Here is a 22,567-nt window from a genome sequence, read left to right as displayed (position 1 = left end):
AAGCGCAGACCCGAGAATCTCTTGCCGGGATGCGCGGTCCGCGCGCGCTGGCCGTGACAAGATGCTCGGGACAAGCCCGAGCATGACGGAAGCGGTTACGCGCTCTCGGCCCCGCGGGTCCGCGTCACATGCACCACCGCCATCGCCAGCACGACGAAGGCGAGCGCCTGATGCGCCAGCCCCGCCCAGAGCGGGACGACCAGCAGCAAGGTGACGATGCCCAGCACGGCCTGCGCCAGCGTCAGGCCGGCGACGACGGTCGCGCGCTTGGCGGCGCCGGTCCCTGGCGCGCTCCGGCGCATCGCAAGTGCGTGCCAGAGCGCCAGCGCCAGCAGCAGATAGGCGCCGATGCGGTGGTTGAACTGCACCAGCACCGGGTTGTCGACGAAGTTCTCCCAGAGCGGCAGTGACTGCGAGAACAGGCTCGCCGCCGGCGGGACCAGCGCCCCGTCCATCAGCGGCCAGGTGTTGTAGGTCAGCCCCGCCTTCGAGCCGGCGACGAGCCCGCCGAGCCCGATCTGGACGAAGAGGAGGACGAGCAGGGCGATCGCGGCGATACGTCCGCCGCTCGCCTCCCGGTGCCGCGACGGCGTCAGCCAGGTCGCGAAGGCGATGACCGAGACGAAGAACAGCGCCGCGAAAGTAAGATGCAGAGTCAGCTTCACCGGCGCGACCGCGACCATGCCGGGCTCCAGACCGGACGCCACCATGATCCAGCCGATCGTGCCCTGCAGGCCGAGCAGCAGCCCCATCCCGAACAGGACGAGCGTCTGGCGCCACGGCAACATGCGGCGCGCCGCCACCACGAGGAAGCCGAGCAGATAGACCGTGCCGATGAAGCGGCCGAGCTGGCGGTGGCCCCATTCCCACCAGTAGATGAACTGGAACGCGCCGAGGCTCATGCCCTCGTTGAGCAGCTTGTATTGCGGGCTCTCGCGGTATTTCGCGAATTCGCTGGCCCAGCTCTCGGCCGAGAGCGGCGGCAGCGCGCCGGTGATCGGCTTCCATTCGGTGATGGAGAGGCCCGAGCCGGTCAGCCGCGTCGCGCCGCCGACGACCACCATGACGAAGACGAGCGCCGCCACGGCCCAAAGCCAGCGCCTTATGCCGGCATGTTTCCCGCCCTGCAGGATGATCGGGGCTGGCTTTTCGATTGCAATCGTCACGGAAGCGGGGCCTTCGGTCGCATCGGACGCGCTTCACAAGCGCACTGGCAGGTGACAGATAGTCGGCGCGCCGGGACCGGACAACACCCGCATTGCCGCAGGCAGCGGAGCGCAGGAGATCACAGGATGAGGCAGACACACCGCAAGCTGATCGGGACCGTCGCCATCCTGGTGTTCGTCTGTGTCTACGCGCTCGTTGCGATGGCGCTGGCGCAGGGACGCATCACCGAGGCGCCCAAGCTCGTCCAGACCGTCGCCTATATCGTGCTCGGCCTCGCCTGGGTGCTGCCGCTGCTGCCGCTGATCAAGTGGATGGAGCGGAAGGACGGGCCGTGAGGGTGCCGTCATTGTCGGGCGAAGCGCAGCGCAGACCCGAGAATCTCGAGCAGGACGTGGCTCCGACGTCTCCCCGTCACGAGATTCACGGGACAAGCCCGAGCATGACGGCTACCCCGCCACATTCACCTTCCGCCCCCGGTTCCACAGCAGAAACGGCAATCCAGACAGCAGCGCGCGTAGCGCCGCCTCGCTCTGGTGCAGGCCGTTGAGCGAGACGCGCGGCAGCGCGTGCGGATGCTCGGAATGCTCGGCAAAGAGATGGCCGGGCCGCGTCGTCACGGCGCTGGTGAAACCCGCCTCCCGCGCCAACGCGAAGTCGCGCGGTCCGGCTGAGGTCGGATCGCCGACCGGGTAGGCGAAATGGCGGATCGGCATGTCGAGTTCCGCTTCCAGCCGCGCCTTGCTCTCGACAATCTCAGCCCGCGCGAATGCGGCATCATGCTTCGCCAGCATCGGGTGGGTCAGCGTATGCGCGCCGATCGTGACGCCGGGTGCGCCGGCCAGCGCCCGCAGCGTCTCCCAGGGCAGGCATTCGCGCTCGACGAGCGCTGCGGCGTCGATTCCTGCACGGGCGGCGAGATCGGAAATCGCTGAGAGCAGAATCGCTTCCGGCTGCTTGCGCAGGCGCCAGTAGAGCTTGTCGAAGACGCTCTGCTTCTCGTCGTCGCTGCTGCTTCGGGCGCCGAAGCGACCATCGGGGAGCGCGACGTCCAGTTGCGGCAGCGCCCGGATCGCCTCTTCCAGCTCCAGCCACCAGAGTCTCGCCGTGCGGTCGGCAAAGCCGGTCGTGACGAAGAGCGTCCAGGGCGCGCCGTGCTTCGCCAGCACCGGCCAGGCATGCTCGACATTGTCGCGATAACCGTCGTCGAAGGTCAGTGCCACGAAGAAGCGGCCGTCGCGCGGCGCGGACAGGCGCGCCAGCGCCTCGTCGAGCGAAACCAGATCGTAGCCCTCGGCCCGGATCAGGCCGAGCGCCCGGTCGAGGAAATCGGGCGTGATCTCGAGCAGGGCGTTGGGACGGAAGCCGTCTTCGCGCTTCGGGCGGACATGATGCAGGGTCAGGATGACACCCACACCCCGCGCGAGGCCCCTGGCCCAGCGGTCGGCGCCGGTCGCCGAGATCGCCGCGAAGCCGGCTGAGAAAAGGTGATGGCGCAGGTTCATCTGTCCGGTCCGCAGCAACCGCTCGCTAACGCTGTTCGCCGATCCCGGCGGCGGGCAAGGCGACCTTGCCTGATCCGTTCACAATAGCGGGTTAAGGAGGCGCGACTGTCCGCGCCCGAGGCCTTGTCGCCCATGTCCGCCCCCGCAATGTCGGCACGCGCCGAAAGCCCGCCGCCGGCCCCGATCTCGCAGGAGAGCCGCAGCCCCGCCATGGCAGTCCGTCCCTGGCAGGCGACGACCATTCATGACGACATCGCTGCGGTCGAGCGCGAATGGCGCGCGCTCGAGGCGCGGGCGCTGGTCACGCCTTATCAGGCCTATGGCTGGGTCCGCCCCTTCATCGAGACGGTGGGCGCCGCCGAGCGCATGGATGTCCGCTTCGCCGCCGTCAGGGATGCGGACGGCGCGGCCCTCGCGATCCTGCCGCTGGTCATCACCCGCCGCAATGGCATCCGCTTCGCCGAATTCATCGGCGGCAAACATGCCAACTACCATATGGGGCTCTACGCGCCGGACTTCGCCGCCAAACTCGATCCGGCGGCGGCGCGGCTGCTGCTGACCGAAATCGGCGTAGCGATCGGCGGGCTCGACGCCTTCATCTTCGTCAACCAGCCGACGCATTGGCAGGGACAGGCCAATCCGCTGGCGTCCCTCGCCGCGGGGCCGAGCCCGAGCGGAGCCTACAAGCTCGCCCTCGCCGCGGGCGACTGTGATGGCTCGCTGCGCCGTTCGATGAGCAGCCATGCCCACAAGAAGCTGAAGAACAAGCGCAACCGCTTCGCGAGCTACGGGCCATCGGAGTTCCTGCGGGCCCGCGAGCCGGCCGAGATCGCACGGGTGCTCGACGCCTTCCTATTGCAGAAATCCGCGCGCTTCCGCGCGATGGGCGTTGCCGACCCTTTCGCGCAACCCGGCATGCGTGGCTTCATCGAACGGGCAGCTCAGGCGGATGGCCGGCACGCCCCCGTACTGGAGCTCTATTCCCTCGACCTCGCCGGCAGCCCGGTTGCCACCTATATCGGGGCGATGCAGGGCGGGCGCTTCTCGGGCATGGCGACCTCCTTCGACATGGAGAGCGAGGCGGCCAAGACCAGCCCGGGCGAGATCCTGCTGATTGACCTGATCAAGCTGAAATGCCGCGAAGGAACCACCGTCTTCGATCTCGGCGTCGGCGAGGCGCGCTACAAGACCACGATCTGCGACGAGCGCGACGAGCTGGTCGACAGCTTCCTGCCGCTGACCGCGAAGGGCCATGCCTTTGCAGGCGTCGCTCGCGCCAAGCGCTGGGCCAAGCGCAGAATTAAGGCTTCGCCGCTGGCGCTGAAGCTGGCGCATCGCGTCTCGGGCTGGCTGAAGCGCGGGCGCAGCAACGCCGTGGACGATTAGGGCAGGCACCTGCGGGTCGCGGGGCGAGCTTTGGTGACGGGAGACCGTCGCTAAAAGCCCTTCTTGCTGCGCGAACTGATTGCCAGCTTCTCGACCAGTGCGGCCGTGATGGGATTCTTCACCGAGAACGTGACGCCAGTCTTGGTCGCCTTCAGTTTCGACGACGCGATTTCGTCGGCATGGGCAGCAATTGCAGCCGGATCAACGTATAAACCGCATTGCTTACTGAAGGCGGCATAACCCGCGACGATCGTTCCCTCGATCTGAAATCCAGGCATGTCGTGTTTGATGATTTCTTCGGCGTCGGGCAGCGCCCGCGATAGCTGTGCGCGCAGTTGATCCAGAAGGGCTCGAAACTGCTCCGGCGCCGCCGCGATATAAGCTTCATGGCTATCTGTTCTCGTCATGCCGGCAGCATGCCTTCCGGCATGCCCGACGGCAACGAACGGGGCGCGAAGGCTCTCGAAGCCGCGGCCCGCATCGAGGCTAGACCACAGCCGTGTCCGGCTCGCGCAGGCCGCGCGACGGGGTTTCCTCCGGCGGGTCCAGCATCAGCGTGACGGGGCCGGTGGCGAGATCAGCCAGCCGATAGGCCGTCTCGACGGCGTGGCCATTGCCGACCTGGCCGGCCATGACGAGGCCGCCCTGGGCGCGGCGGGCGAGCGGTTCGAGCACGGCAGCCGCATCATTCGAGGCGACGGCGACCAGCACCCAGTCATAGGTCTCGCACAGCGCATCCAGCGCGATGTCGACGAGATCGGGCGCGGCGAGCACGGCGTTGCGCCCGGCGCGGCCGGGGCCGATGCGGTGCAGCCGCGAGCCCGGCGCGCGGCCGATGATGTCGGAGAACATGGCTTCACCGGCGAGGAGCTCGGAGAAGCCGGGCTCGCGGCGGCCGTCATCGGCCGCGAGATCGACGATGATGCAACGGCAGCGCTGCGACAGGAGCTCGGCGAGGTGATGGGGCGTGGTTGCGCCCTCGCCCGCTCCGTCGAGTACCAGCACGAGAGGCGCCATGCCGCGCGCCGGCTCATCGGTGCGCTCGGCGAGATCGGCCAGCGTCTGCTCCGGCCGGTCGCGATCGAGCGTGATCTGGCCAACGCGCCCGGCATGGGTCAGGAGGCCGGCGACGCGCTCACGCCGCTGATCCGCCGCCGTTTCACTGTCCTTTGGGGCCGCTGCGCCGCCGACCCAGCCCGGCGTGCGCCGCGGCGGCGGCGGCGCAGGCGGTTCGCCGCGGCCATTGAGCAGCTCGCGCGACACCACCGTCGCCAGGGAGGCCAGGAAGGTCGCCAGCGTCGTCACCAGCACGATGGGCAGCTTCTTCGGGAAGGACGGTTCGGGCGGCTCGATGGCGCGCGAGATCACGCGCGCATCCGCCGGCGTCGCATTCTGGGTGTCGCGGGCCACCGCCTCGCTATAGCGCAGCATGTATTGCTCGAGCTGCTCGCGCAGCGTGCGCGCCTCGCGCTCCAGCGCGCGCAGCTGCACTTCGCTCTCGTTGCCGGAGGAGACGTTCTTCATCTGCCCCTCGAGCGCCGCGTTGAAGCTCTCGACGCGCTGGCCGGCGATCTTGGCCTCGTTTTCCAGCGTCCGTACGGTGCGCTCGGCGGCGGCGCGGAGCTGTCCTTCGAGATCGGCGAGCTGGGCGTTGAGCTCCTTGATGCGGGGATGCTCGGAGAGAAGGTTGCGCGATTCAAGCGCGATCTGGGCGCGCAGGTTGACGCGCTGCTCGATCAGCCGGCGCACCAGTTCGTTGTTGGCGACGTCGGGGATTTCGAAGGTGCGGCCCTGCCTGATCGCATCGCGGATCAGCCCGGCCTTGGCCTGCGCCTCGGCCTGCTGGCTGCGGGCCACCGAGAGCTGGGTCGAGAGGTCGCCAAGCTGCTGGGCGTTGAGCGTGGTGTTGTTGGCGCCGACGAACAGCCCGTGGCGCGAGCGGAACTCCTCGACCTTCGCCTCGGCGTCCGCGACGCGCTTGCGCAGCGGCTCGATGGTGGTCGAGAGCCAGGAGGAGGCGCTGCGGGCGGAGTCCTGCTTGGCGGCCTCCTGAAGCTCGAGATAGGTGTTGGCGATGATGTTGGCGCCCTTAGCCGCCAGCGCCGGGTCCTGCGAGGTAAACTCCACCGCGACGATGCGCGAGCGCCCGACCGGATAGACCAGGAGCCGGTCGAAATACTTCTCCAGCACACGATCCTCGGGCGAATGGTCCGCCGGGTGGCCGCCTATGCCGACCATGACGGCGAGCTTGCGCAGCGAGCTCAGCGCACCGGCGCCGGAATCGAACTCGGAATTGCCGACGAGGCCGATGCGCTTGATCGCCTCGCGAGCGAGATCGCGCGACATCATCAGCTGGACCTGGCTCTGCACGGCCTCGCTGTCGAACTGGCCGGTCGTATCGGGCGAGGACTGGCCTGGCAGCGTGAAGAAGCCGCCGCGGCTCTCCAGCAGGATGCGGGCCTCGCCCGTATAGCGCGGGGTGACGAGATTGACCGCGACGAAGGACAGGCAGCACGCGGCCAACGTCGGCCCGACGATCCAGGCCTTGCGCCGCTTGATCGCGACCCAGAGTGCAGAGAGATCGAGCATCTCGCCACGCCCCTCACCGTCGCGCGCGGTATCCTCCCTCGCGGGATTCTCGGTCTGGCCGGTCATGTCGCATCCATTCACGCAGAACTCTCGCGCCCGGAGCAGGACGCAAGCGTGATGAAAGCGCAGTAAGGTTAGTGCGGGGTTAAGATCACGCAGCGTCAGGAAACCTGGCACCGGCGAGCCTGCCCGGAAGGCTTTGTTAACCATATCGCGGCAATGTCGGCGCGTTTCCGCACGGATACTGCTGGTGATGCGCCTTCGTCTTGTCTCCCTCGCCCTGGCTGCCGCAATGGCGGCCGGCGCCTGCGCTCCTCGCTACGAAGCGGCGGATTATGCGCTCGCGCAGGCGAGCGGGCCGTACCGGCTGGCCAGCGGCGACCGGCTGCGCATCATCGTCTTCGGACAGGACAATCTCTCCAACATCTACGCGGTCGATGCGTCCGGCCGGATCTCGATGCCGCTGATCGACACGGTGGAGGCGCAGGGCCGCACCACCCAGCAGCTCGAGAAAGCCATCGAGGCCCGGCTGCGCGCCGGCTTCATCCGCGAGCCCAAGGTTTCCGTCGAGGTGGACACCTACCGGCCGTTCTTCGTGCTCGGCGAGGTGACGAATTCCGGTCAGTTCCCCTTCGTGCCCGGCATGACGGTGCAGACCGCGGTGGCGATCGCCGGCGGCTTCACGCCGCGCGGGCAGCGCGCCTCAGCCGAGGTGACGCGGCAGATCGACGGCCAGCTCGTCACGGCGAGCGTGCCGATCACCTATCCGGTCCAGCCCGGCGACACGATCGTCATCAAGGAACGCTGGTTCTGAACACGATCGGAACCCGCCGATGACGGACCCGTCCCTGCCGCGGCTGCGGATCCTCCACGTCTTCCGCGCGCCGCTCGGCGGCCTGTTCCGGCATGTGCTCGATCTCGCGCGCGGCCAGGCCGCACTCGGCCACGAGGTCGGCATCTTCTGCGACTCGACCACGGGCGGGAAACGCGCCGACGACGTCTTCGCCGAGCTGTCCGCGACGCTCACGCTGGGCATCACGCGCGTGCCGATGTCGCGCTATCCGAGCCTCACCGATGCACGCGCGCAGCTGAGCGCGATCACGGCGCGCGCGCGGCTTGCTCCCGATGTGGTGCACTGCCACGGCTCGAAGGGCGGGCTCTATGGCCGCCTGCCGGCGCTCTTCAGCCCGCAGCGGCGCTACGTCACCGCCTATACGCCGCATGGCGGAAGCTTCAACTACAAGCCCGGAAGCGCGGAACACCGGGTCTACATGGCGGTCGAGCGGCTGCTCGAGCGCGCCACCGACATGTTCCTATTCGAAAGCCGCTTCATCGCCGGGCGCTTCGAGGCCCATATCGGCCATCCCCCGCGCACCGACCACCGCATCGTGCTGAACGGCATCTCCGAACCGGAATTCGAGCCGATCGACCATACTGATGCGGATTTCGACCTCGTCTATCTGGGCGAACTGCGCTCGGCCAAGGGCATCGACACGCTGATCGATGCGGTCAGCCTGCTCGGCAGACGCGACGGCTCGAGGCCGCGCCTCCTGATCGTCGGCTCAGGACCTGACGAGGCGGCACTCCGCGCCATGACGGTGTCGCGCGGCATCGCCTCGCAATGCGCCTTCGAGCCGCCGGGGCCGATCCGCAAGGCGCTCTCGCGGGCGCATGTCATGGTGGTGCCGTCGCGAGCGGAGTCGCTGCCCTATGTCATCCTGGAAGCGGCAGCAGCGGCTCAGCCGCTGGTTTCCACCGATGTCGGCGGCATCAACGAGATCTACGGGCCGCGCCACAGGGACCGGCTGATCCCCACGAACGATCCGATCATCCTCGCGGACGCGATCCGCCGGACGCTGTCCACGCCGGACGCCGAGCGCCGGGCGGAAGCCGCCGATCTGGCGCAGCATGTGCGGCAGAACTTCCGGCTCGACACGATGATCGACGGCGTGATCGAAGCGTACCGTATCGCGATCCTGCGCCGCGCGAAGGCCTGAACGGCCGCCCGCTCAGAGCAGCTTGAGCGCCACCACGCCGGCCAGCACCAGGCCGATGCCGGCCCAGCCCGTCGGCCGGATGCGCTGGCCGAAGACGAGCGCGCCGATGATGGCGGTCACGACCAGGCCCGCCCCGCCCCAGACGGCATAGGCGACGGAAAGATCCATACCCCGGATGGCCTGGGCGAGCGCCGCGAAGGCACCGACCACCAGCACGATGCCGGCCAGTCCCGACAGGCGGTGGCGCATGCCGTCGGAAAGCTTGAGCAGGCAGGAACCGGCAACCTCCAGCCCGACCGCGAGAGCAAGCCAGGCGATGGCGAGCACCGGTGGTGTCAAAGCGAAGGTCACACCGGCCTCCCATCGACTCCAGCATTGCGGGGCTGATCGGCATGATCGTCGCCGACACCCCGTTCCAGGAGAAGGATGCCGGCAAGGATCGCGGCGAGCGCAACCAGGCGCCCAGCGCTGAGATGCTCGCCGAAGAGTAGATGACCGACGGCAGCAATGCCGACGATGCCGAGCCCCTCCCAGACCGCATAGGCGACCGCGAGGGGGATGACGCGCAGAGCGACGCTCAACAGCGCAAAGGAGAGGCCGATCAGGCCGAGCGGCAGGAGCGCCACCAGCCAGGGCGCCGCGACGAACGACTTCAGCGCGGCCGTCGCGACGATCTCGACGGCAATGGCCGCGAGCAGGAAGAACCAATGGGTAGACATGTTGCACACGGGCGAAGCCGGCCACGGGCGTCGCGGGGGCGACGCCAGGCAGCTAGGCAAGAGCTTGAGTTGAGGTCAGAGTCAAAAGAGAAGAGCCCGCAGCGCAGGCCGCCGCGAAGGCTGAATGGCGACGATGCCCTGACCGCGAAAGTCAGAAGGAATGGTCGCCTGAAAATGTGCTTCTCATACACTCATCACGGATTGATATAGCCTCGATAATGCCTTGCGTCAACCTGAGAACAACTTCGGCGCAATTTAAAACATTGAAATACAGGCTGAATCGAAACCCTGAAAAGGTATCCAATACCTTGATCGGCCGAGGAAAAATCCGAATTTCCGAGTGAGCCCTGCGGATCGATTTCGGAGCCTTGCGTCCGAACCGTTCCTCGCATCCAGCGGATGCATGACGTACCCTCCCCCGTGCTGAAACAGCGAATGGTCGGATTAAGCCTTCCGTGAGCATTTTCCGGTAGGTCAACGGCAAGTTCGACGGGGCGGTAGAGACGGAAAGCCGGTAGCGCCGACCGCGATCAGGGGTTGAGTTTCATGGCTGGCGCGTTCGACGTCCGGGATATGATGAAGGCGGACGCTGCCGCCTCGGCCACGCCCGACATGCTCGGTAAGACGAAGAGCGGCACGCGCGCCTTCCATCCGCTGGCGGAGAAGATCGCCGCGATCCCGGTCAAGCCGACGCTCTCGCCCGTGATGATCGAAGGCGTGGTGCGCTTCCTCGACATGCTGGCCGTCGCCGGCACCGGCGGGCTGATCTACTGGCTCTACGCCGCCGGCAGCGTCGGCAGCACCCTGCCCTACCAGATCACGATCCCGGCGCTCGCCGTCGGGGCGCTCGCCGCGTTCCAGGCCTTGCACCTCTATCATGTCGGTGCGCTGCGGAATTTCCTGGCGACGGCCGTCCGGATCGTCAGCGGCTGGACGCTGCTCTTCCTGATCACGCTCGCGGTCTTCTTCTTTCTCAAGATCGGTGATCAGGTCTCGCGCGTCTGGCTACTGGGCTTCTATAGCGCCGGCGCGGCCGTTCTGCTCGCTGAGCGCCTCCTGGTCACATTCGGCGTGCGGCACCTGACCCGGACGGGGCGGTTGGAGCGGCGCACCGCCATCATCGGCGGCGGCGAGGCCGGCGAGGCGCTGATCAAGGCGCTCGAGGCGCAGCGCGACACCGGCCTGCAGATCTGCGGCGTCTTCGACGACCGCAACGACGACCGCTCGCCCGATCTGGTTGCAGGCTATCCGAAGCTCGGCACCATCGACGATCTCGTCGAGTTCGCCCGCCGCACCAAGCTCGACCTCGTGATCTTCACCCTGCCGATCTCGGCCGAGGCACGGCTGCTCGGCATGCTGCGCAAGCTCTGGGTGCTGCCGATCGACATCCGCCTCTCGGCGCATATGTCGAAGCTACGCTTCCGGCCGCGCTCCTATTCCTATCTCGGGGCCGTGCCGGTGCTCGACGTCTTCGACCGGCCGATCGCCGATTGGGACATCGTGGTCAAATGGCTCTTCGACAAGGTCGTCGGCACGCTGGCGCTGATCGCGCTCTCGCCGCTGATGATCGCGACCGCGATCGCGATCAGGCTCGACTCGCGGGGGCCGGTGCTGTTCCGCCAGAAGCGCTACGGCTTCAACAACGAGCAGGTCGAGGTCCTGAAATTCCGCTCGCTCTATCATGAGATGAGCGACCACAAGGCCGCCCAGCAGGTCACCAAGGACGATCCGCGGGTCACGCGCGTCGGCCGCTTCATCCGCAAGACCTCGATCGACGAGTTGCCGCAGCTCCTGAACGTCGTGTTCAAGGGCGATCTCTCGCTTGTCGGCCCTCGCCCGCATGCGCTCCACGCCAAGGCCTCGAACCGCGCCTATGAGCAGGTGGTCGACGGTTATTTCGCCCGCCACAGGGTCAAGCCCGGCATCACCGGCTGGGCTCAGATCAACGGCTGGCGCGGAGAGACGGACACCGAGGACAAGATCCAGCGCCGCGTCGAGCACGACCTCTACTACATCGAGAACTGGTCGGTGCTGCTCGACCTCTACATCCTGGCGAAGACGCCGTTCTCGCTGTTGACCAAGAACGAGAACGCGTATTGAGCGCGCTGACGGAGCGGGATCGCGGAAGAGCGGCAGGGCAAGGCCGTTTTGCCGTATCCTATGCCGCCATCAAGCGCGGCTCGCTGTGGCTGCTCACGGCGTCGAGCTTTCTCGTGCTGGTCGAGCCGGCGCCCTACGAGATCGCCTTTCTCGTCGTCCTCCTCGTCTTCGCGGTGACGGGCATCCGTTTCTCGCCGAGGCTGCTTCCGCTCGCGCTTCTGCTTCTCGCATTCAATCTCGGCGGCTTCTTCTCGCTGATCCCCTGGATGAGCGATTCGGACGCGGTCCGCTTCATGGCGGTTTCCGTCTATCTGATGATCACGGCCGTCACCCTGGCGGCGATCATGGCCGAGGACGCGTTCGGGCGCCTGGAAACGCTGCTGAAGGGCTATCTGTTCGCCGCCTGGTGCGCGAGTCTCGCGGCCATCGCCGGCTATTTCGACATCGCCGGAACGGGCGAGACCTTCACGCTCTACGGCCGGGCCTCCGGGACGTTCAAGGACCCCAACGTGCTCGGCCCCTACCTGGTCGTGCCGATCATCTTCGTGCTTCAGAACATCCTGATCGGCCGATGCGGCCTGATGCGCGGCCTCTTCCTGCTCAGCGTTCCGATCGCGGCCCTCTTCCTGACCTTCTCGCGCGGCGGCTGGGGCAATCTCGCCGCATCGGCGCTGCTGATGGTGTCGCTGACCTTCCTCACCGCCTCGAGCGCCGCCGGACGGGCGCGTATCGTCGCCCTGACGCTGGCCGCGTTCGGGCTCCTCACCGTGGCGCTCCTGGTGGCATTGTCCTTCGAAAACATCCGCAGCGTCTTCGAGATCCGCGCCAGCCTGGTGCAGGACTATGACGGCGGGGTCACCGGACGCTTCGGCAACCAGCTGCGCTCGATCCCGATGCTGCTGGAGGAGCCGAACGGCTTCGGGCCACTGCGCTTCCGCTGGATCTTCCAGCAGGCCGACCCGCACAACGTCTACGTCAATGCCTTCGCGTCCTATGGCTGGCTCGGCGGCTTCTCCTGGCTGGCCCTGATGGCGTCCACCGCCTATGCCGGCTGGTGGCTCGTCTTCCAGCGCACACCGACGCAGAAGCACGCGATCGTGCTGTGGTCGGTGCTGTTCGTCACGATCCTCCAGGGCGTGCAGATCGACACCGATCACTGGCGCCATGTCTACCTGATGCTCGGCCTCGTCTGGGGGCTGGCCGCCCAGGCCAAGATGCAGCGCGTGACGGCCCAGCGCCCGAACGCCGGCCACCAAGAGCACAGAGCCTGAGACCGACGAGCCGACGCATGGCGACGACAACCAAGCACAACCTCAACATTCAGGTCCTGCGAGCCATCGCGGCCTTTCTGGTCGTCGTCGGGCACGCCGCGCGTGAAACCGAGCACATGGCCGCGACCACCGGCAGCAGCCCGGTCGACTGGTCGGTCATTCGCTGGGGAGCCGGGGTCGATATCTTCTTCGTGATATCGGGCTTCATCATGGTCTACACGTCGAAGGACCTGTTCGGCCGAAGCGGCGCGTGGCGCGTCTTCCTCGCCCGCCGCATCAGGCGGATCGTGCCGCTCTATTGGCTGCTGACGACGGTGCTGCTGCTGGGAGGGCTGGTCGCGCCGCGGCTGCTCAACGTCCCGATCGGTGACTGGCAGCATATCCTGTCATCCTACCTGTTCATTCCGAGCCTGCGCGTGCCGGGCGAGATCCGCCCGGTCATGGCGCTGGGCTGGACGCTGAACATGGAGATGTTCTTCTACGCCCTCTTCGCGGGGGCACTCTTCCTGCCCTTCCGCTACGGGATGAGCGCGCTCGCGCTTTTCCTGCTGGCACTCGCCGCGTTCGGCATCATGTTCGAGCCCGCGCAGGTCCAACTGGCCTTCTGGAGCCAGTCCCTGATCCTGGAGTTCCTGTTCGGCTGCCTGCTGGCGATCGCCTATCTCAAGGGTGCCCGCCTGACGGCACGAGCGGCGGTCCTGCTCGGCGCTCTCGGCTTCGCAGGCTTGCTCGACATCGAGGCACTGGCCGGCCTGTCTGGCCTGCCCGACGGCCTGCGCTGGGGCATCCCAGCGCTGATGATCGTCGCTGCGGCAGCACTCGCGCCAAGCTCGACGTCCCGCATGACGGCGTGGCTCGCCATGGTCGGCGATGCGTCCTACAGCCTCTATCTTGCCCACCCCTTCATCCTGCGCCCGCTCCGGAACATCTGGACAGCGCTGGTCGGCGGCGAGTTGCCGCTCGCGGCCTATGTGGTGACAGCCTCGCTGGCGGCGACCTTCGCGTCGATCCTGGTCTATCTCTGGGTCGAGCGCCCCTTGCTGCGCTGGGTCCAACCCCGCAGCGAAACCTCGCCGCGAACCGTTCCGGCGCCCGCCTCCGCCCTGTCATGATGCAGGTTCAGCAGCCGGGCGCCGATGCTGGAACAGAGCGATAGATTGACCGCCTCCGAAGGACGGTAGTCGCCCTAGCGCGCATCCTTGCGGACGACGACATAAGCGTAGGTCGTCACGAAGTCCCAGCCGATCTTCGCCGCCAGCGCGTTGAAGGCGTGGTCGGCCTGTTTCAGGCCGGGCATGCGGTCGAAATAGCCGTGACCCCAGAAGCGCTGGACGTGCACGTCGTTGAAGCCGGCGCGGTTCAACATCGGGCCGAGCCTGGCGCGGCTGCCGCGGCACCAGTCGTAATGCGCCGGGAATTTCGGATCGCCGCCACCGTCGCGCCGCTGCGGGAACAGCGTATGGACGATGGCGCGCGAGGCCTTCTCCGGCAGCACATGGTTCAGCGCGAAGACCGGCGCCCAGAGCGTCGGGAAGAAGGCGAGCGCAACGCCTCCCGGAGCAAGCAGCTCATGGATGTTGGTCCAGGCGCGCTCGACATCGGCGACATGCTCGAAGACCATGCGCGACACCATCAGATCGTAGCCGCCGCGCGCGATGTCCGGCTCCGACAGATCGCCCGCGATGTCGAAGCGCGCCGTCTTGAGCCCGGCCGGCGTCAGCGCGAGTTCGTTCTCGTCGATGTCGTTGACGATCAGGTCGATGCCGCGGCGGGCCGCCTGCTCGGCGGTGAAGAGCGGATCGCGCCCGCCGCCGATCTCGCAGACGCGACGCAGGCCGAACTGCCGGGACAGGGCGAGAATCGTCTCCTCGTAATTGTCCCAGGCCCATTGCGAGTGCCAGTCCGGCGCAAGCTCGCCGAAGAACGTCCCGAGCGAACCGCCAGGATGCACCGATGCGCGCGTAATGTCCCCCGCAGGGGCTGCGATCACCGTCGCCAACGACATGGTCATCTCCGTCTCGACACCCTTCCCGTCCCGCCAATGACCATGGGGGCATCGCGCCCGGCAGGCAATCGAAGCCCTGAGCCACAGTTAATCGCCTACGCATCGATCTCTGCCTGAGTGGCGCTGGCGGAGATAATCGAGGAAGCGGTGAAACAACCTGTCGAAGCCGATTGCATCCGTTGCGCCCCGCCACTATAAGCCGACGCGTCGGAGCGTAGCGCAGCCCGGTTAGCGCACTTGTCTGGGGGACAAGGGGTCGGAGGTTCGAATCCTCTCGCTCCGACCATAAAACCCACTAAAATCAATAGGTTAGAACGTTCGCGTTTGTTCGAGCGGCGAAACCATCTTGCGCGCAGTGCCGCGATTCTGCGCCTTACGGTGCAAGAGCCCCCGTACAACCCCCCGCAAAGCGTTCCCCTCGCGTTCTCAGAATCACTTTCCGCGTCGCGCTTCATTCGCCAGCGCCTGATCGACCAGCATTCGGATCGCCTCCGACTTGCTGGGGATCTTCGTCTGCTTGCGACGCCACTCTTCGACGCGCGCCATCATGCTGGCCGGTGCGATGACCGTGGCGCGTTCGACTTCCTTCGGCTCAGCATATGGCGCGCGGTCGCCGGCAGCGAATGCCAGCACGGCTTGCTCAACTTCCTCAGCAGCCGCACTCGGTGTGATGTTGAACCACTCGCCTTCCAACCGCAGATCGCGCAGCCGCCAATGAGCGAGCCGCTCAACCGCGTAGACATCGACAGCGCTGACGGCCGCGTAATGGTGGAGCTTGAGCCGCTTCGCGGTCACGCGGGCCAGGAACGCGCGCCGGTTCGGCGGATACCACGAGAGGCCGATTTTCTGCGGCCCGTCGTCTTCGCCAATCACATAGACGTAGCGCTCACGCATCGTCACGCTCCTCAGCCCAGTGGATCAGCTCCTCTTTGGCCGGTTGAGGCAAACGCTCCCACGCTAAAATCGCGAACATCACATATCGGGGCGTGCCTGACTGCCACTTGCCGCGCAGCTGCTGCGACATGGTGTTTTCCGCGACGCCCAGTAGCCGCGCGAGCGTTTTTTGGCTCAGTCCTGCCAGCTTCGCGCGCTTCTGCCACGGCTCATTGTCCATGGCGTTCGCTAACGCACCTTCCGTCGAGTCGCAATCAATCAATGTCACGTTGATTTTCCGCTTGACCAGATAATCAACGCAACATATATTTTTCTCGACGCAAATGCAAATTACACCCTACAACGAGGGCAAGCAGATGACCGACTTGGACCAAATCATCGCGGCTGGGACGCTGCTGATTATCGAGACGGGCGAATACAGCGACCAGCGATGGAGCGGGCCTGTGCGCGTGCTGCGCGACGTGAAGCGCTCATATCTCGCTGAGCACTACCGATTTTCGTGGAAGCCCCAAGCTGAACGGCCTTGGGTCGATGGCCCCGACCCCGATGGCTTCCTGCCGTGGCTCGTTAGCGCCGGCCATGCGGAAGATGTCGAGAACGTTCAGGCTTGGCACGTCGGCAACTACAGCGAGTTCGAGCCGTGAGCATCTCCCCCATGGCTGAGAGCAAGCACACAGAGGGGCCGTGGCATGTCGAGTATTCGCCGAATTTCCGATCCCGCGGCAACACCCATATCGTCCTCAACGGCGACCGGTATCCAGCTGCGATGGTCCCCGCGTGGGACGCGCCCGAAGACGGTGAGGAGTACGCGGCGGAGGAGGCGCTTGCCAACGCCCGCCTGATCGCCGCTGCGCCCGATCTGTATGAGGCGTTGAAGGAAGCTCGCGGCTGGGTTGTCCTCGCCGAGGACCTTTGTCGCGACAATTCAAAAGCCCTCGCTCTGATCGACTCCGCCCTCTCCAAGGCCTCGTCCCTCGCCGAATCTAGCTCGGTCACTTCCTCTCGCCCGGAGGAAGAGGAATGAACGGTCCTGATACGCAATCCCTCATCGCATTTCTCAATGAAGCGGCGGCGTATTTCGAGCGCCGCGACATTCACGGCGAGGATGGCGCTTTCTGGTCGAATGTGGCCAACGCGGCGAACTGCCGAAAGGTGGCTGCACGGCTCTCCCAAGTCGACGCGCTCGACCAGGAGCGCGACGGCTTCGCAAGCCTTTGTGCGGGCCTGAGGGCTGACCTGGCGGGCATTAAAAGCGCAGCCAAGGCCCTGTCTGACCCTGATTGCTGCTTCGACGGCAACAATATCGTCATCCGGTGCGAAAGCCACGGCGATGCGATCAAGCGGATGCGCGTGCTTCGGGATGCCATCGAAAGGGCGCCGCGATGATGCCCCTACGCGCTCCCCGCCGGCTCTGCGAATTCCAGTTCGACCTCCTCTCGGATGCCAACCATCATCCGCAGGGTCTCGATGTCTTCGGCCGCCTGCTTAAGCAGTTCAGCGAGATCAGCCGGCGCATTCTCGGCCGCCGCCACCAGGCGCGAAACGATGTCGATGTCCGTCATCGGCAAGCCCTCCCTACCGCACGATCTCACAGATTGAGAATGGCTCCAAGGAGGCAGCATGACCGCCCCTGAACCCGCAACCGATGGTGAGGTCGAGGCGCTGAGGCGCGGGCTGGACGGCGTGACGCCGGGGCCTTGGGAGCCTGGATACGCACTATTCTGTGAAATCTTCGCAGGCGAAGATCACGTGGCGTCGGTCAAGACCGGCCGGGAAACGTCCGCCCACATCGCCCGCTGCTCCCCCGACGCGATAGCCCGCCTCCTCTCCCGCCTCACCCTAGCCGAAGAGACCGCCCGATCCGAGAAAGAGCGGGCGGATAAGGCGGAGGCGGGAAAAGCGTTTCTCAAGGCGTCATATGAGGCGCTTGCTGCTCGCGCGGACGATTACTCCGCAAAGCTCACCGCCGCCGAATCCACCATCGCGTCCCTCCAGTCCCAAGTCGAGGCGATGCGTAGTGGCTTGGAGCAATTCGCAAACTTGGCCGATTTCTACAAGGCCCGCAGCGATCTTGATGTCGTTTACATCCAGATAAGCGATCTCCGCCGCGCCCGCTCCACCCTAGCCGCAGTCGAGAAGGAGGCCGGCGAATGAGCCGTCGTTTCGTGAGGGCAAAGCCGGGGCAGCTCGTCGCGCGCTTCGGCAAGGCAGACCGATGGGACAAACCCGCCATCCAATACGCTTACGGCGGCGCCGGGGCTGGGCGATCCGAGGGCCGCATCCTCTCCGACGCTCTTGAAGGGGTCGGCATCCACGACGGCAAGACGTTGGCGCAACTACTGGAAGAAAGGGGTTTCGACATGTCGACGCTCAGTTTCAGCGTGCAAATGAAGGACCCCGCCGATGTCTGACCCGCGCGCGTCTGAGATGGTGGCGAGGCTGCAAGCCGGCGCCGCCGAATGGGACATCGCCACAGGAGGAGGGATGATGGCGCCGCTTTTCAACGCTGAAGCTTTCGCGACACAGGTCCGCGTGCTGATGGCCCGCAAGCATATCACGATGAGAGAGGCCGCCGTCGAAATCGGCTGTGGCCATGCGACGGTCTCGCGAGTCTGCAACGGCAAGACGCCGGATGTCGAGAACTACCTTCGCATCAGCAAATGGCTCTCCGAAGCCACCACACAGGAGCCCCGCAATGGCTGAGATCGAGATCGACGAGAAGGCTATCCCGACGATTCACCTACAGGACCTTGAGCGGGCGGTCGGTAAGTTAAACGCGCTCGTTGCCGAACTCATCGAGCGGCACGGCGCGGATTACGACATCCGCATGTGGCCGCGTGTCCCAGAAGACGAGCCGCCTCGTGTCGAGGTTTCCATCACCCGTGTTTTCGCGAGGTTCGGTGATGCAGATTGACGAAAGGGCGCTTGAGGCAGCTTACGCGGACGAGAACACCCCGCATCAGTTCCGCTTAAGCCGGAAGGCCTTCGTCCTCGCCTACGAGACCGCCAAGGCCGCGCCCGGTGAGGCGTGCTGCCGAGGGCTTGCACCTAGCTGGGATTGCCGTTGCGAGCAGGAAAGGACCAAACCCATTGTAGCGCGGGGTAAAACAACTTTCGGCCCACGCTTTTTCGAAGATGTTGGGCGAGACCCAGATAAGTGGGTTGCTGCTGTGCGAGTGCGCCTCGGCACCGACGCCCCGAGCGACCAAATTCTCAGGGACTTCTTCGAGGCAGCGCTCTACGCCTCCCCCGCACCGCTGCCGGATGCGACCGCTGGCGGGGTGGATGCGGTGCGGGAGGCGATGGCGAAACTCGACGAAGCGCGCATCAGCATATTCAAGAGCTATCGGCACCTCGCCGCTCGCGACCTTGCACGTTTGAATGACGCTTACGATCTGCTCGCCGCCCTCGCGTCGCCCGCCCCGAGCGAGACGGGTAGGGAGGCAGCCCTACGGGAGATTGCGGATCAGGATGTTACCGAGATCGCCCTTGATCCTGACTGGCCACGACGGATCGCCAGCGCAGCCCTGACCAAGGAGCGAAGCGATGAGCGGTGAGAAGATGACAGGGCTGACCAGCGCGCACATGAAGGCGTTGGAGATGGCAGCCGAGCCCAACGCTGTACTCTGGCCGGCGGCGGCGTCCGACAAGCCCCGCGTCTACAACACCGGCGCGGACGGGCGAGTCCACATTGGGTTTCGTGATGCCCCCGACCTGTTCCTGGCCGGGCTGATCGACCGCCACGGCGTCATCACCCCCGCCGGCCGCGCCCTTCTCTCCGCGGCGGGAGGAACGGAATGAGGGGCTTCTTTGCAGGCCTATCGTTGGAACAGAGAAACGCGGCATTATCGTACCGCGGCCCTGAAAATCACGGAGCCTCCCCCATGACTAGCCCCGCCCCTGCGATGCCGAGCGCAACGTGTGCAAAAAATGCACAGGTTGGGTTGCCTAGCACGGAGGAGGTCGCGAGGGTGCTTTGCGAGGCCCGACATCAGATGCCCGTATCCCTTGGTCAGTGGGATGCTGAGATGGCGCACATCAGAGAGATGGAAGCCAAGCACCCGACCTACATCACCGTATTTTCAACGGGCACCGATGCCCTTCGCCAAGCCCGCGCCGTGCTGGCCCTCTTCGCGCCGGTCCTGGCGGAGAAGGAGCGGGAGATCCACGACCTTCGCATGCAGATGCTTGCCGACGAAGGGCAAGCAAGGGAGGCGGCCGCCACACCAGTCGCGTTCATGGCCGCAGACGAGTTGAGGGCCATCACGCAACGAGAACTGGACAGCATCCCGGAGGAAAAGGGGCGCCGCGACAGGTGCAAGGCGCTATATCCGATAGCTCTTTATGCGGATCGCCCCTAATGCGCTACGGCCCTTCCAACGCGAAGATGGTGGTAACGGCTATAGGGCTGGGTCTTATTGCTCTGTGGGGGTGGTTCAGGTGAAAGAGCCCTACCCATCATTCGCAGCACGCTGGATATGGCCCACGGTAGCAATGCTTGTCGTCGGCGCAGGCGCCTATCTCATGCTCGCCGGCAATGCCTATAAGCTCTGGTCGATGCTGTTCAGCTAGGCCGTCTCGCCATCTTTCTTGACACCGCGCGCCACGATCTGGAGCGAGCCATCCGTCAGCGGGCGTTGAAGCACCCTCGCCTGCTCCCACGGCGCCGTCATCCACGCCTCGCACTCTTCCGGCGTGGTCAGGATAACCGGCATTGCCTTCGGGTGGATCGGCCCGACCTCAGCGTTCGGCTCAGTCGTCAGGAAGGCATAGAGGTCGGCCGTCTCCTCACCGTTCTTGATCTTGCGCACGCTCGTCCATTGCGGCGCCCAGATGCCCGCGAAGAATGCCGTTGGCCGATCGTCTCCGAAGGCGAACCATACGTCCTGCTTGGAACCCCAATCGAACTCGCTGAAGGACGTGAACGGCACCAAGCAGCGGCTCTCAACGCCGAGCCAGCGCTTCCAGTGCGAGCTCGAGGTGTTGCGCACATTGGTCGTCCCCTTATCGGGCTCCATGCGCAGGAGCAGGTCGAAATCGACCTCCTTGCCCTTCGCTCGCAACTTGTCTGCCCGCGCGGTCGCCGCATCGAAGATCGCCTTCTTCGATGAGGGCATGCCCCAGCGCGTCATGGCGAGGCGCGCGCCGCCGTCCCCGTTGCGGATGATCGGCGCGTCATAGTCAGGGAAGATGCCAGGCTGCACCGGCAGGTTCGCGCCGGCGTCGTCGAACTTGGCGAAGAGCTTGCGCATCGCCTCGACGTTTCGCGTGTGGCTGTAGAGATTACACATCAGCGTCGCCCACCCTGCGGCGGCGCTCGACAGGCGCCGGCTCGGCGGGCAGCATGTCCGCCTTGCCACCTTCGATCAAGGACAGGCCCGTCATCGAGGGGGGATGATCGGGCGGCCTGCCCGAGTTCAGATCGGGCAGGTAGGCTCCGCACTTGCGGCCGTATTTCTGCGGTGGACTGCGGGATTGGTCGTATGGATCGTGCGGGCAGCCGGACATGAATGCGTGCAGCAACCGATCCAGGGTCGCGAACCTGCCGAATTGAGCGACGCAGGCAGCAAGACGGGAGTTGCCACCCCGCTCGCAGAAGTGACAACGGAACCGGATCACGACCCACGGATAGTCGATCAACCTCGTGCCCGGGTCGGGCGGCTCGTCACGGCGGCTCACGGCTCATCGTCGACCGCTACGGGCCGCGCCCCGTCCGAGAAGAGCCCTCGCAGGAAGCCGCGCGAACACGATCGGTCGGCATCGACCTTCAACCTGTCGCTCTCAGTCAAAAGCAACAGATAGCTGCGCGCCAATGCCCGCAGCGCCGCCCGCTCGAACCCCTCATGCTCGTCCACCAGATCCTCAATCAGCGCCGTGATCTCGGCGTCGAGCGAGGTGTCGTCGACCTGCTGATCAGCTGGCTGCGCGGACATGATTGCGTTCCCTGAAATGAGAACGTAATGAGAACATACAGATCTCGGGAGTCAAGCCATGGCCAGCGTCGAAACGTTCTTCCTCCAGCCCTTCAAGACGCATCGGAAGCGTCTGGTTCCAGGCCAGCGCGTGCCTGCCAAGACGAAGCATCACGCCCTCAACGAAGGCGAGCGGCTGGGCCGCACGGCGGAAGGGGTCGCGGTTATCCACGTCACCGCCGACGACGAAACCGGCGAGGTCAGCGCGCTCGACGTGCTTGCGCGTCACGGCGCGATCCCGGAGGAGTTTGAAGAGCAAATCAGGGCGCTATGAATCGGAGTCCCCGACGGGCCTATCGGAGCGACGGGACCGAAATCCCACCAGCGACCGTCGGCAGCGTTATGGCCCTTGGCCTCTGCCGCATCGAGATTTTCTGCAACGACTGCGGCCACTACAGGAACGGTATCGATGTCAGTGGGCTCCCGCATGAGACGCCGATACCCGACATCTGCCTGCGCTATTTCTGCTCCCGCTGCGGCTCCAAGAATCTGATGAGCCGCGGTGATACCCACGAGTTCTACGATTCGGTGACCGCTACGGCTGGTCGCGCTGATGGCCCTATCCGATCTCGAACACTGCGGCCTCGTCCGCGTCCTCGCGGAGGCCCTTGAACGATGCGTGCCGCAGCTTGCCGTCGTCGGTCCAGCCGCGGAACGCGATCTCGGCCGGCAGTTCCGGCGAAACCCACACTACTCGCTTTCGCTTGAGCGCCACGGCGGGTCTGTCGACCTTGAGCCTTGCCAGCAGGAACCGAAGGGCGGTGGCGCTGGCATGGGTGAAGCCCGTCCCCACGTTGCCGATATAGACGAGCTCGGCGCCTTTCCGTGCTGCCAACAGCAGGCCACCAATCCCGCCCAGCGCTGCGGTCGACGGCTCATAGCCGACGATGACGAAGGTCTCGCTCTGCACGCATTTGATCTTGCGCCAGTCGCCGCCGCGGCCCGGGCGATAAGGCGCGTCCCGG

The 22,567-nt window shown here is 65.8% G+C and carries 31 protein-coding genes, 1 tRNA gene and 1 pseudogene; 19 read left to right on the top strand and 14 right to left on the bottom strand.

Annotated elements, in window-relative coordinates; all coding sequences use genetic code 11:
- Positions 1–95: 95 nt before the first annotated feature.
- Positions 96–1,166 (bottom strand): COX15/CtaA family protein, encoded by a 1,071-nt coding sequence (locus ASE63_RS15095; RefSeq protein WP_082609965.1) that lies wholly within the window; start codon positions 1,164–1,166, stop codon positions 96–98.
- A 126-nt stretch (positions 1,167–1,292) separates the two neighbouring features.
- On the opposite strand from ASE63_RS15095, the gene ASE63_RS15090 reads away from it, so the two are divergent.
- Complete coding sequence (locus ASE63_RS15090; RefSeq protein WP_056802575.1) at positions 1,293–1,502, top strand: DUF2842 domain-containing protein; 210 nt, start codon at positions 1,293–1,295, stop codon at positions 1,500–1,502.
- Positions 1,503–1,613: 111 nt separating this feature from the next.
- On the opposite strand, the gene ASE63_RS15085 is transcribed toward ASE63_RS15090, so the two are convergent.
- A complete protein-coding gene (locus ASE63_RS15085; RefSeq protein WP_056802574.1) occupies positions 1,614–2,669 on the bottom strand; it encodes a polysaccharide deacetylase family protein in 1,056 nt (351 codons plus the stop codon).
- Positions 2,670–2,801: 132 nt separating this feature from the next.
- Between ASE63_RS15085 and ASE63_RS15080 the strand changes: the two genes are divergently transcribed.
- Complete coding sequence (locus ASE63_RS15080) at positions 2,802–4,055, top strand: GNAT family N-acetyltransferase (protein WP_082609964.1); 1,254 nt, start codon at positions 2,802–2,804, stop codon at positions 4,053–4,055.
- A 50-nt stretch (positions 4,056–4,105) separates the two neighbouring features.
- Here ASE63_RS15080 and ASE63_RS15075 read toward each other — a convergent pair whose 3' ends face one another.
- Both ASE63_RS15075 and ASE63_RS15070 read right to left on the bottom strand, forming a co-directional pair.
- On the bottom strand, positions 4,106–4,462 hold the full coding sequence (locus ASE63_RS15075) for a DUF1801 domain-containing protein (protein ID WP_056802569.1): 357 nt from the start codon (positions 4,460–4,462) through the stop codon (positions 4,106–4,108).
- Positions 4,463–4,541: 79 nt separating this feature from the next.
- Positions 4,542–6,710 carry a GumC family protein gene (locus ASE63_RS15070; protein WP_056802566.1) on the bottom strand — a complete coding sequence of 723 codons (2,169 nt, stop codon included), beginning with the start codon at positions 6,708–6,710 and terminating at the stop codon, positions 4,542–4,544.
- 187 nt (positions 6,711–6,897) lie between these two features.
- Here ASE63_RS15070 and ASE63_RS15065 point away from each other — a divergent pair, with 187 nt between their 5' ends.
- On the top strand, positions 6,898–7,458 hold the full coding sequence (locus ASE63_RS15065; RefSeq protein WP_056802563.1) for a polysaccharide biosynthesis/export family protein: 561 nt from the start codon (positions 6,898–6,900) through the stop codon (positions 7,456–7,458).
- A 19-nt stretch (positions 7,459–7,477) separates the two neighbouring features.
- Positions 7,478–8,641, top strand: coding sequence for a glycosyltransferase family 4 protein (locus ASE63_RS15060; RefSeq protein ID WP_056802560.1), 1,164 nt, complete (start codon positions 7,478–7,480; stop codon positions 8,639–8,641).
- A 12-nt stretch (positions 8,642–8,653) separates the two neighbouring features.
- Here the strand turns inward: ASE63_RS15060 and mdtI are convergent, their stop codons facing one another.
- Both mdtI and ASE63_RS15050 read right to left on the bottom strand, forming a co-directional pair.
- On the bottom strand, positions 8,654–8,992 hold the full coding sequence (gene mdtI / locus ASE63_RS15055) for a multidrug/spermidine efflux SMR transporter subunit MdtI (RefSeq protein WP_244491417.1): 339 nt from the start codon (positions 8,990–8,992) through the stop codon (positions 8,654–8,656).
- The gene (locus tag ASE63_RS15050; RefSeq protein ID WP_056802557.1) at positions 8,989–9,360 is read right to left on the bottom strand and encodes a multidrug efflux SMR transporter; all 372 of its coding nucleotides are present in this window, start codon (positions 9,358–9,360) and stop codon (positions 8,989–8,991) included. The genes mdtI and ASE63_RS15050 overlap by 4 nt, the downstream gene beginning before the upstream one ends.
- A gap of 546 nt (positions 9,361–9,906) precedes the next feature.
- Between ASE63_RS15050 and ASE63_RS15045 the strand changes: the two genes are divergently transcribed.
- The 3 genes from ASE63_RS15045 to ASE63_RS15035 are packed head-to-tail and all read left to right on the top strand — an operon-like array spanning position 9,907 to position 13,843.
- Positions 9,907–11,460, top strand: coding sequence for an undecaprenyl-phosphate glucose phosphotransferase (locus ASE63_RS15045; protein WP_056802554.1), 1,554 nt, complete (start codon positions 9,907–9,909; stop codon positions 11,458–11,460).
- On the top strand, positions 11,457–12,731 hold the full coding sequence (locus ASE63_RS15040; RefSeq protein WP_056802551.1) for an O-antigen ligase family protein: 1,275 nt from the start codon (positions 11,457–11,459) through the stop codon (positions 12,729–12,731). The genes ASE63_RS15045 and ASE63_RS15040 overlap by 4 nt, the downstream gene beginning before the upstream one ends.
- Positions 12,732–12,748: 17 nt before the next feature.
- Positions 12,749–13,843, top strand: a complete 1,095-nt coding sequence (locus ASE63_RS15035) for an acyltransferase (RefSeq protein WP_056802548.1) — start codon at positions 12,749–12,751, stop codon at positions 13,841–13,843.
- Between the two features lie 74 nt (positions 13,844–13,917).
- Here the strand turns inward: ASE63_RS15035 and ASE63_RS15030 are convergent, their stop codons facing one another.
- Positions 13,918–14,742: a methyltransferase domain-containing protein gene (locus ASE63_RS15030; RefSeq protein ID WP_056802545.1), complete on the bottom strand. Its 825-nt coding sequence runs from the start codon at positions 14,740–14,742 to the stop codon at positions 13,918–13,920.
- 202 nt (positions 14,743–14,944) lie between these two features.
- On the opposite strand from ASE63_RS15030, the gene ASE63_RS15025 reads away from it, so the two are divergent.
- Positions 14,945–15,022: transfer RNA gene (locus ASE63_RS15025), tRNA-Pro, on the top strand.
- A gap of 146 nt (positions 15,023–15,168) precedes the next feature.
- Here ASE63_RS15025 and ASE63_RS15020 read toward each other — a convergent pair.
- Positions 15,169–15,630 carry a GIY-YIG nuclease family protein gene (locus ASE63_RS15020; protein ID WP_056802542.1) on the bottom strand — a complete coding sequence of 154 codons (462 nt, stop codon included), beginning with the start codon at positions 15,628–15,630 and terminating at the stop codon, positions 15,169–15,171.
- Positions 15,623–15,898, bottom strand: a complete 276-nt coding sequence (locus tag ASE63_RS15015; RefSeq protein WP_156410378.1) for a hypothetical protein — start codon at positions 15,896–15,898, stop codon at positions 15,623–15,625. Before ASE63_RS15015 ends, ASE63_RS15020 begins: the two co-directional genes overlap by 8 nt.
- Before the next feature lie 88 nt (positions 15,899–15,986).
- Between ASE63_RS15015 and ASE63_RS15010 the strand changes: the two genes are divergently transcribed.
- Genes ASE63_RS15010 through ASE63_RS15000 form a run of 3 tightly spaced genes read left to right on the top strand, consistent with a single transcriptional unit; the run spans position 15,987 to position 17,016 of the window.
- Positions 15,987–16,274 carry a hypothetical protein gene (locus ASE63_RS15010; protein ID WP_156410377.1) on the top strand — a complete coding sequence of 96 codons (288 nt, stop codon included), beginning with the start codon at positions 15,987–15,989 and terminating at the stop codon, positions 16,272–16,274.
- 11 nt (positions 16,275–16,285) lie between these two features.
- A complete protein-coding gene (locus ASE63_RS15005) occupies positions 16,286–16,654 on the top strand; it encodes a hypothetical protein (protein ID WP_156410376.1) in 369 nt (122 codons plus the stop codon).
- Positions 16,651–17,016 carry a hypothetical protein gene (locus ASE63_RS15000; protein ID WP_056802531.1) on the top strand — a complete coding sequence of 122 codons (366 nt, stop codon included), beginning with the start codon at positions 16,651–16,653 and terminating at the stop codon, positions 17,014–17,016. Before ASE63_RS15005 ends, ASE63_RS15000 begins: the two co-directional genes overlap by 4 nt.
- Positions 17,017–17,021: 5 nt before the next feature.
- On the opposite strand, the gene ASE63_RS27300 is transcribed toward ASE63_RS15000, so the two are convergent.
- A complete protein-coding gene (locus tag ASE63_RS27300; protein WP_156410375.1) occupies positions 17,022–17,192 on the bottom strand; it encodes a hypothetical protein in 171 nt (56 codons plus the stop codon).
- Between the two features lie 58 nt (positions 17,193–17,250).
- On the opposite strand from ASE63_RS27300, the gene ASE63_RS14995 reads away from it, so the two are divergent.
- The 7 genes from ASE63_RS14995 (at position 17,251) to ASE63_RS14965 (ending at position 19,991) form a co-directional block, all read left to right on the top strand.
- Complete coding sequence (locus ASE63_RS14995; protein WP_056802528.1) at positions 17,251–17,784, top strand: hypothetical protein; 534 nt, start codon at positions 17,251–17,253, stop codon at positions 17,782–17,784.
- Positions 17,781–18,041 (top strand): hypothetical protein, encoded by a 261-nt coding sequence (locus ASE63_RS14990; protein WP_056802525.1) that lies wholly within the window; start codon positions 17,781–17,783, stop codon positions 18,039–18,041. Before ASE63_RS14995 ends, ASE63_RS14990 begins: the two co-directional genes overlap by 4 nt.
- A gap of 16 nt (positions 18,042–18,057) precedes the next feature.
- On the top strand, positions 18,058–18,333 hold the full coding sequence (locus tag ASE63_RS14985; RefSeq protein WP_056802521.1) for a helix-turn-helix transcriptional regulator: 276 nt from the start codon (positions 18,058–18,060) through the stop codon (positions 18,331–18,333).
- Positions 18,326–18,544, top strand: a complete 219-nt coding sequence (locus ASE63_RS14980) for a hypothetical protein (RefSeq protein ID WP_056802517.1) — start codon at positions 18,326–18,328, stop codon at positions 18,542–18,544. The genes ASE63_RS14985 and ASE63_RS14980 overlap by 8 nt, the downstream gene beginning before the upstream one ends.
- A complete protein-coding gene (locus ASE63_RS14975; RefSeq protein WP_056802515.1) occupies positions 18,534–19,187 on the top strand; it encodes a hypothetical protein in 654 nt (217 codons plus the stop codon). Before ASE63_RS14980 ends, ASE63_RS14975 begins: the two co-directional genes overlap by 11 nt.
- Complete coding sequence (locus ASE63_RS14970; protein ID WP_056802512.1) at positions 19,177–19,431, top strand: hypothetical protein; 255 nt, start codon at positions 19,177–19,179, stop codon at positions 19,429–19,431. Before ASE63_RS14975 ends, ASE63_RS14970 begins: the two co-directional genes overlap by 11 nt.
- Positions 19,432–19,658: 227 nt before the next feature.
- Complete coding sequence (locus ASE63_RS14965) at positions 19,659–19,991, top strand: hypothetical protein (RefSeq protein WP_156410373.1); 333 nt, start codon at positions 19,659–19,661, stop codon at positions 19,989–19,991.
- A 207-nt stretch (positions 19,992–20,198) separates the two neighbouring features.
- Here ASE63_RS14965 and ASE63_RS14960 read toward each other — a convergent pair whose 3' ends face one another.
- Genes ASE63_RS14960 through ASE63_RS14955 form a run of 3 tightly spaced genes read right to left on the bottom strand, consistent with a single transcriptional unit; the run spans position 20,199 to position 21,563 of the window.
- A complete protein-coding gene (locus ASE63_RS14960) occupies positions 20,199–20,921 on the bottom strand; it encodes an SOS response-associated peptidase family protein (RefSeq protein WP_056802506.1) in 723 nt (240 codons plus the stop codon).
- Positions 20,914–21,309 (bottom strand): hypothetical protein, encoded by a 396-nt coding sequence (locus ASE63_RS27295; protein WP_156410372.1) that lies wholly within the window; start codon positions 21,307–21,309, stop codon positions 20,914–20,916. Before ASE63_RS27295 ends, ASE63_RS14960 begins: the two co-directional genes overlap by 8 nt.
- Complete coding sequence (locus ASE63_RS14955; protein WP_056802503.1) at positions 21,306–21,563, bottom strand: hypothetical protein; 258 nt, start codon at positions 21,561–21,563, stop codon at positions 21,306–21,308. Before ASE63_RS14955 ends, ASE63_RS27295 begins: the two co-directional genes overlap by 4 nt.
- Positions 21,564–21,621: 58 nt before the next feature.
- On the opposite strand from ASE63_RS14955, the gene ASE63_RS14950 reads away from it, so the two are divergent.
- Positions 21,622–21,876: a hypothetical protein gene (locus ASE63_RS14950; protein WP_056802500.1), complete on the top strand. Its 255-nt coding sequence runs from the start codon at positions 21,622–21,624 to the stop codon at positions 21,874–21,876.
- A gap of 285 nt (positions 21,877–22,161) precedes the next feature.
- Here ASE63_RS14950 and ASE63_RS28435 read toward each other — a convergent pair.
- Positions 22,162–22,567: pseudogene (locus ASE63_RS28435) on the bottom strand (ATP-dependent DNA ligase); the annotation flags it as partial.

It is taken from the genome of Allobosea sp. Root381 (assembly GCF_001429395.1).
Taxonomy (GTDB): Bacteria; Pseudomonadota; Alphaproteobacteria; order Rhizobiales; family Beijerinckiaceae; genus Allobosea.
This window is presented reverse-complemented; position numbering and strand designations above follow the sequence as displayed.

Coding starts and splice junctions, on each gene's coding strand:
- ASE63_RS15045 (WP_056802554.1), top strand. CDS start 9,907: ATGGCTGGCGCGTTCGACGTCCGGGATATGATGAAGGCGGACGCTGCC.
- ASE63_RS15030 (WP_056802545.1), bottom strand. CDS start 14,742: ATGACCATGTCGTTGGCGACGGTGATCGCAGCCCCTGCGGGGGACATT.
- ASE63_RS15060 (WP_056802560.1), top strand. CDS start 7,478: ATGACGGACCCGTCCCTGCCGCGGCTGCGGATCCTCCACGTCTTCCGC.
- ASE63_RS15090 (WP_056802575.1), top strand. CDS start 1,293: ATGAGGCAGACACACCGCAAGCTGATCGGGACCGTCGCCATCCTGGTG.
- ASE63_RS14990 (WP_056802525.1), top strand. CDS start 17,781: ATGAGCCGTCGTTTCGTGAGGGCAAAGCCGGGGCAGCTCGTCGCGCGC.
- ASE63_RS14955 (WP_056802503.1), bottom strand. CDS start 21,563: ATGTCCGCGCAGCCAGCTGATCAGCAGGTCGACGACACCTCGCTCGAC.
- ASE63_RS14950 (WP_056802500.1), top strand. CDS start 21,622: ATGGCCAGCGTCGAAACGTTCTTCCTCCAGCCCTTCAAGACGCATCGG.
- ASE63_RS15075 (WP_056802569.1), bottom strand. CDS start 4,462: ATGACGAGAACAGATAGCCATGAAGCTTATATCGCGGCGGCGCCGGAG.
- ASE63_RS14975 (WP_056802515.1), top strand. CDS start 18,534: ATGCAGATTGACGAAAGGGCGCTTGAGGCAGCTTACGCGGACGAGAAC.
- ASE63_RS15010 (WP_156410377.1), top strand. CDS start 15,987: ATGACCGACTTGGACCAAATCATCGCGGCTGGGACGCTGCTGATTATC.
- ASE63_RS14995 (WP_056802528.1), top strand. CDS start 17,251: ATGACCGCCCCTGAACCCGCAACCGATGGTGAGGTCGAGGCGCTGAGG.
- ASE63_RS27300 (WP_156410375.1), bottom strand. CDS start 17,192: ATGACGGACATCGACATCGTTTCGCGCCTGGTGGCGGCGGCCGAGAAT.
- ASE63_RS15000 (WP_056802531.1), top strand. CDS start 16,651: ATGAACGGTCCTGATACGCAATCCCTCATCGCATTTCTCAATGAAGCG.
- ASE63_RS14985 (WP_056802521.1), top strand. CDS start 18,058: ATGGTGGCGAGGCTGCAAGCCGGCGCCGCCGAATGGGACATCGCCACA.
- ASE63_RS14960 (WP_056802506.1), bottom strand. CDS start 20,921: ATGTGTAATCTCTACAGCCACACGCGAAACGTCGAGGCGATGCGCAAG.
- ASE63_RS15070 (WP_056802566.1), bottom strand. CDS start 6,710: ATGACCGGCCAGACCGAGAATCCCGCGAGGGAGGATACCGCGCGCGAC.
- ASE63_RS14980 (WP_056802517.1), top strand. CDS start 18,326: ATGGCTGAGATCGAGATCGACGAGAAGGCTATCCCGACGATTCACCTA.
- ASE63_RS15005 (WP_156410376.1), top strand. CDS start 16,286: ATGGCTGAGAGCAAGCACACAGAGGGGCCGTGGCATGTCGAGTATTCG.
- ASE63_RS14970 (WP_056802512.1), top strand. CDS start 19,177: ATGAGCGGTGAGAAGATGACAGGGCTGACCAGCGCGCACATGAAGGCG.
- ASE63_RS15020 (WP_056802542.1), bottom strand. CDS start 15,630: ATGCGTGAGCGCTACGTCTATGTGATTGGCGAAGACGACGGGCCGCAG.
- ASE63_RS15035 (WP_056802548.1), top strand. CDS start 12,749: ATGGCGACGACAACCAAGCACAACCTCAACATTCAGGTCCTGCGAGCC.
- ASE63_RS15065 (WP_056802563.1), top strand. CDS start 6,898: ATGCGCCTTCGTCTTGTCTCCCTCGCCCTGGCTGCCGCAATGGCGGCC.
- ASE63_RS14965 (WP_156410373.1), top strand. CDS start 19,659: ATGGCGCACATCAGAGAGATGGAAGCCAAGCACCCGACCTACATCACC.
- ASE63_RS15085 (WP_056802574.1), bottom strand. CDS start 2,669: ATGAACCTGCGCCATCACCTTTTCTCAGCCGGCTTCGCGGCGATCTCG.
- ASE63_RS15050 (WP_056802557.1), bottom strand. CDS start 9,360: ATGTCTACCCATTGGTTCTTCCTGCTCGCGGCCATTGCCGTCGAGATC.
- ASE63_RS15080 (WP_082609964.1), top strand. CDS start 2,802: ATGTCCGCCCCCGCAATGTCGGCACGCGCCGAAAGCCCGCCGCCGGCC.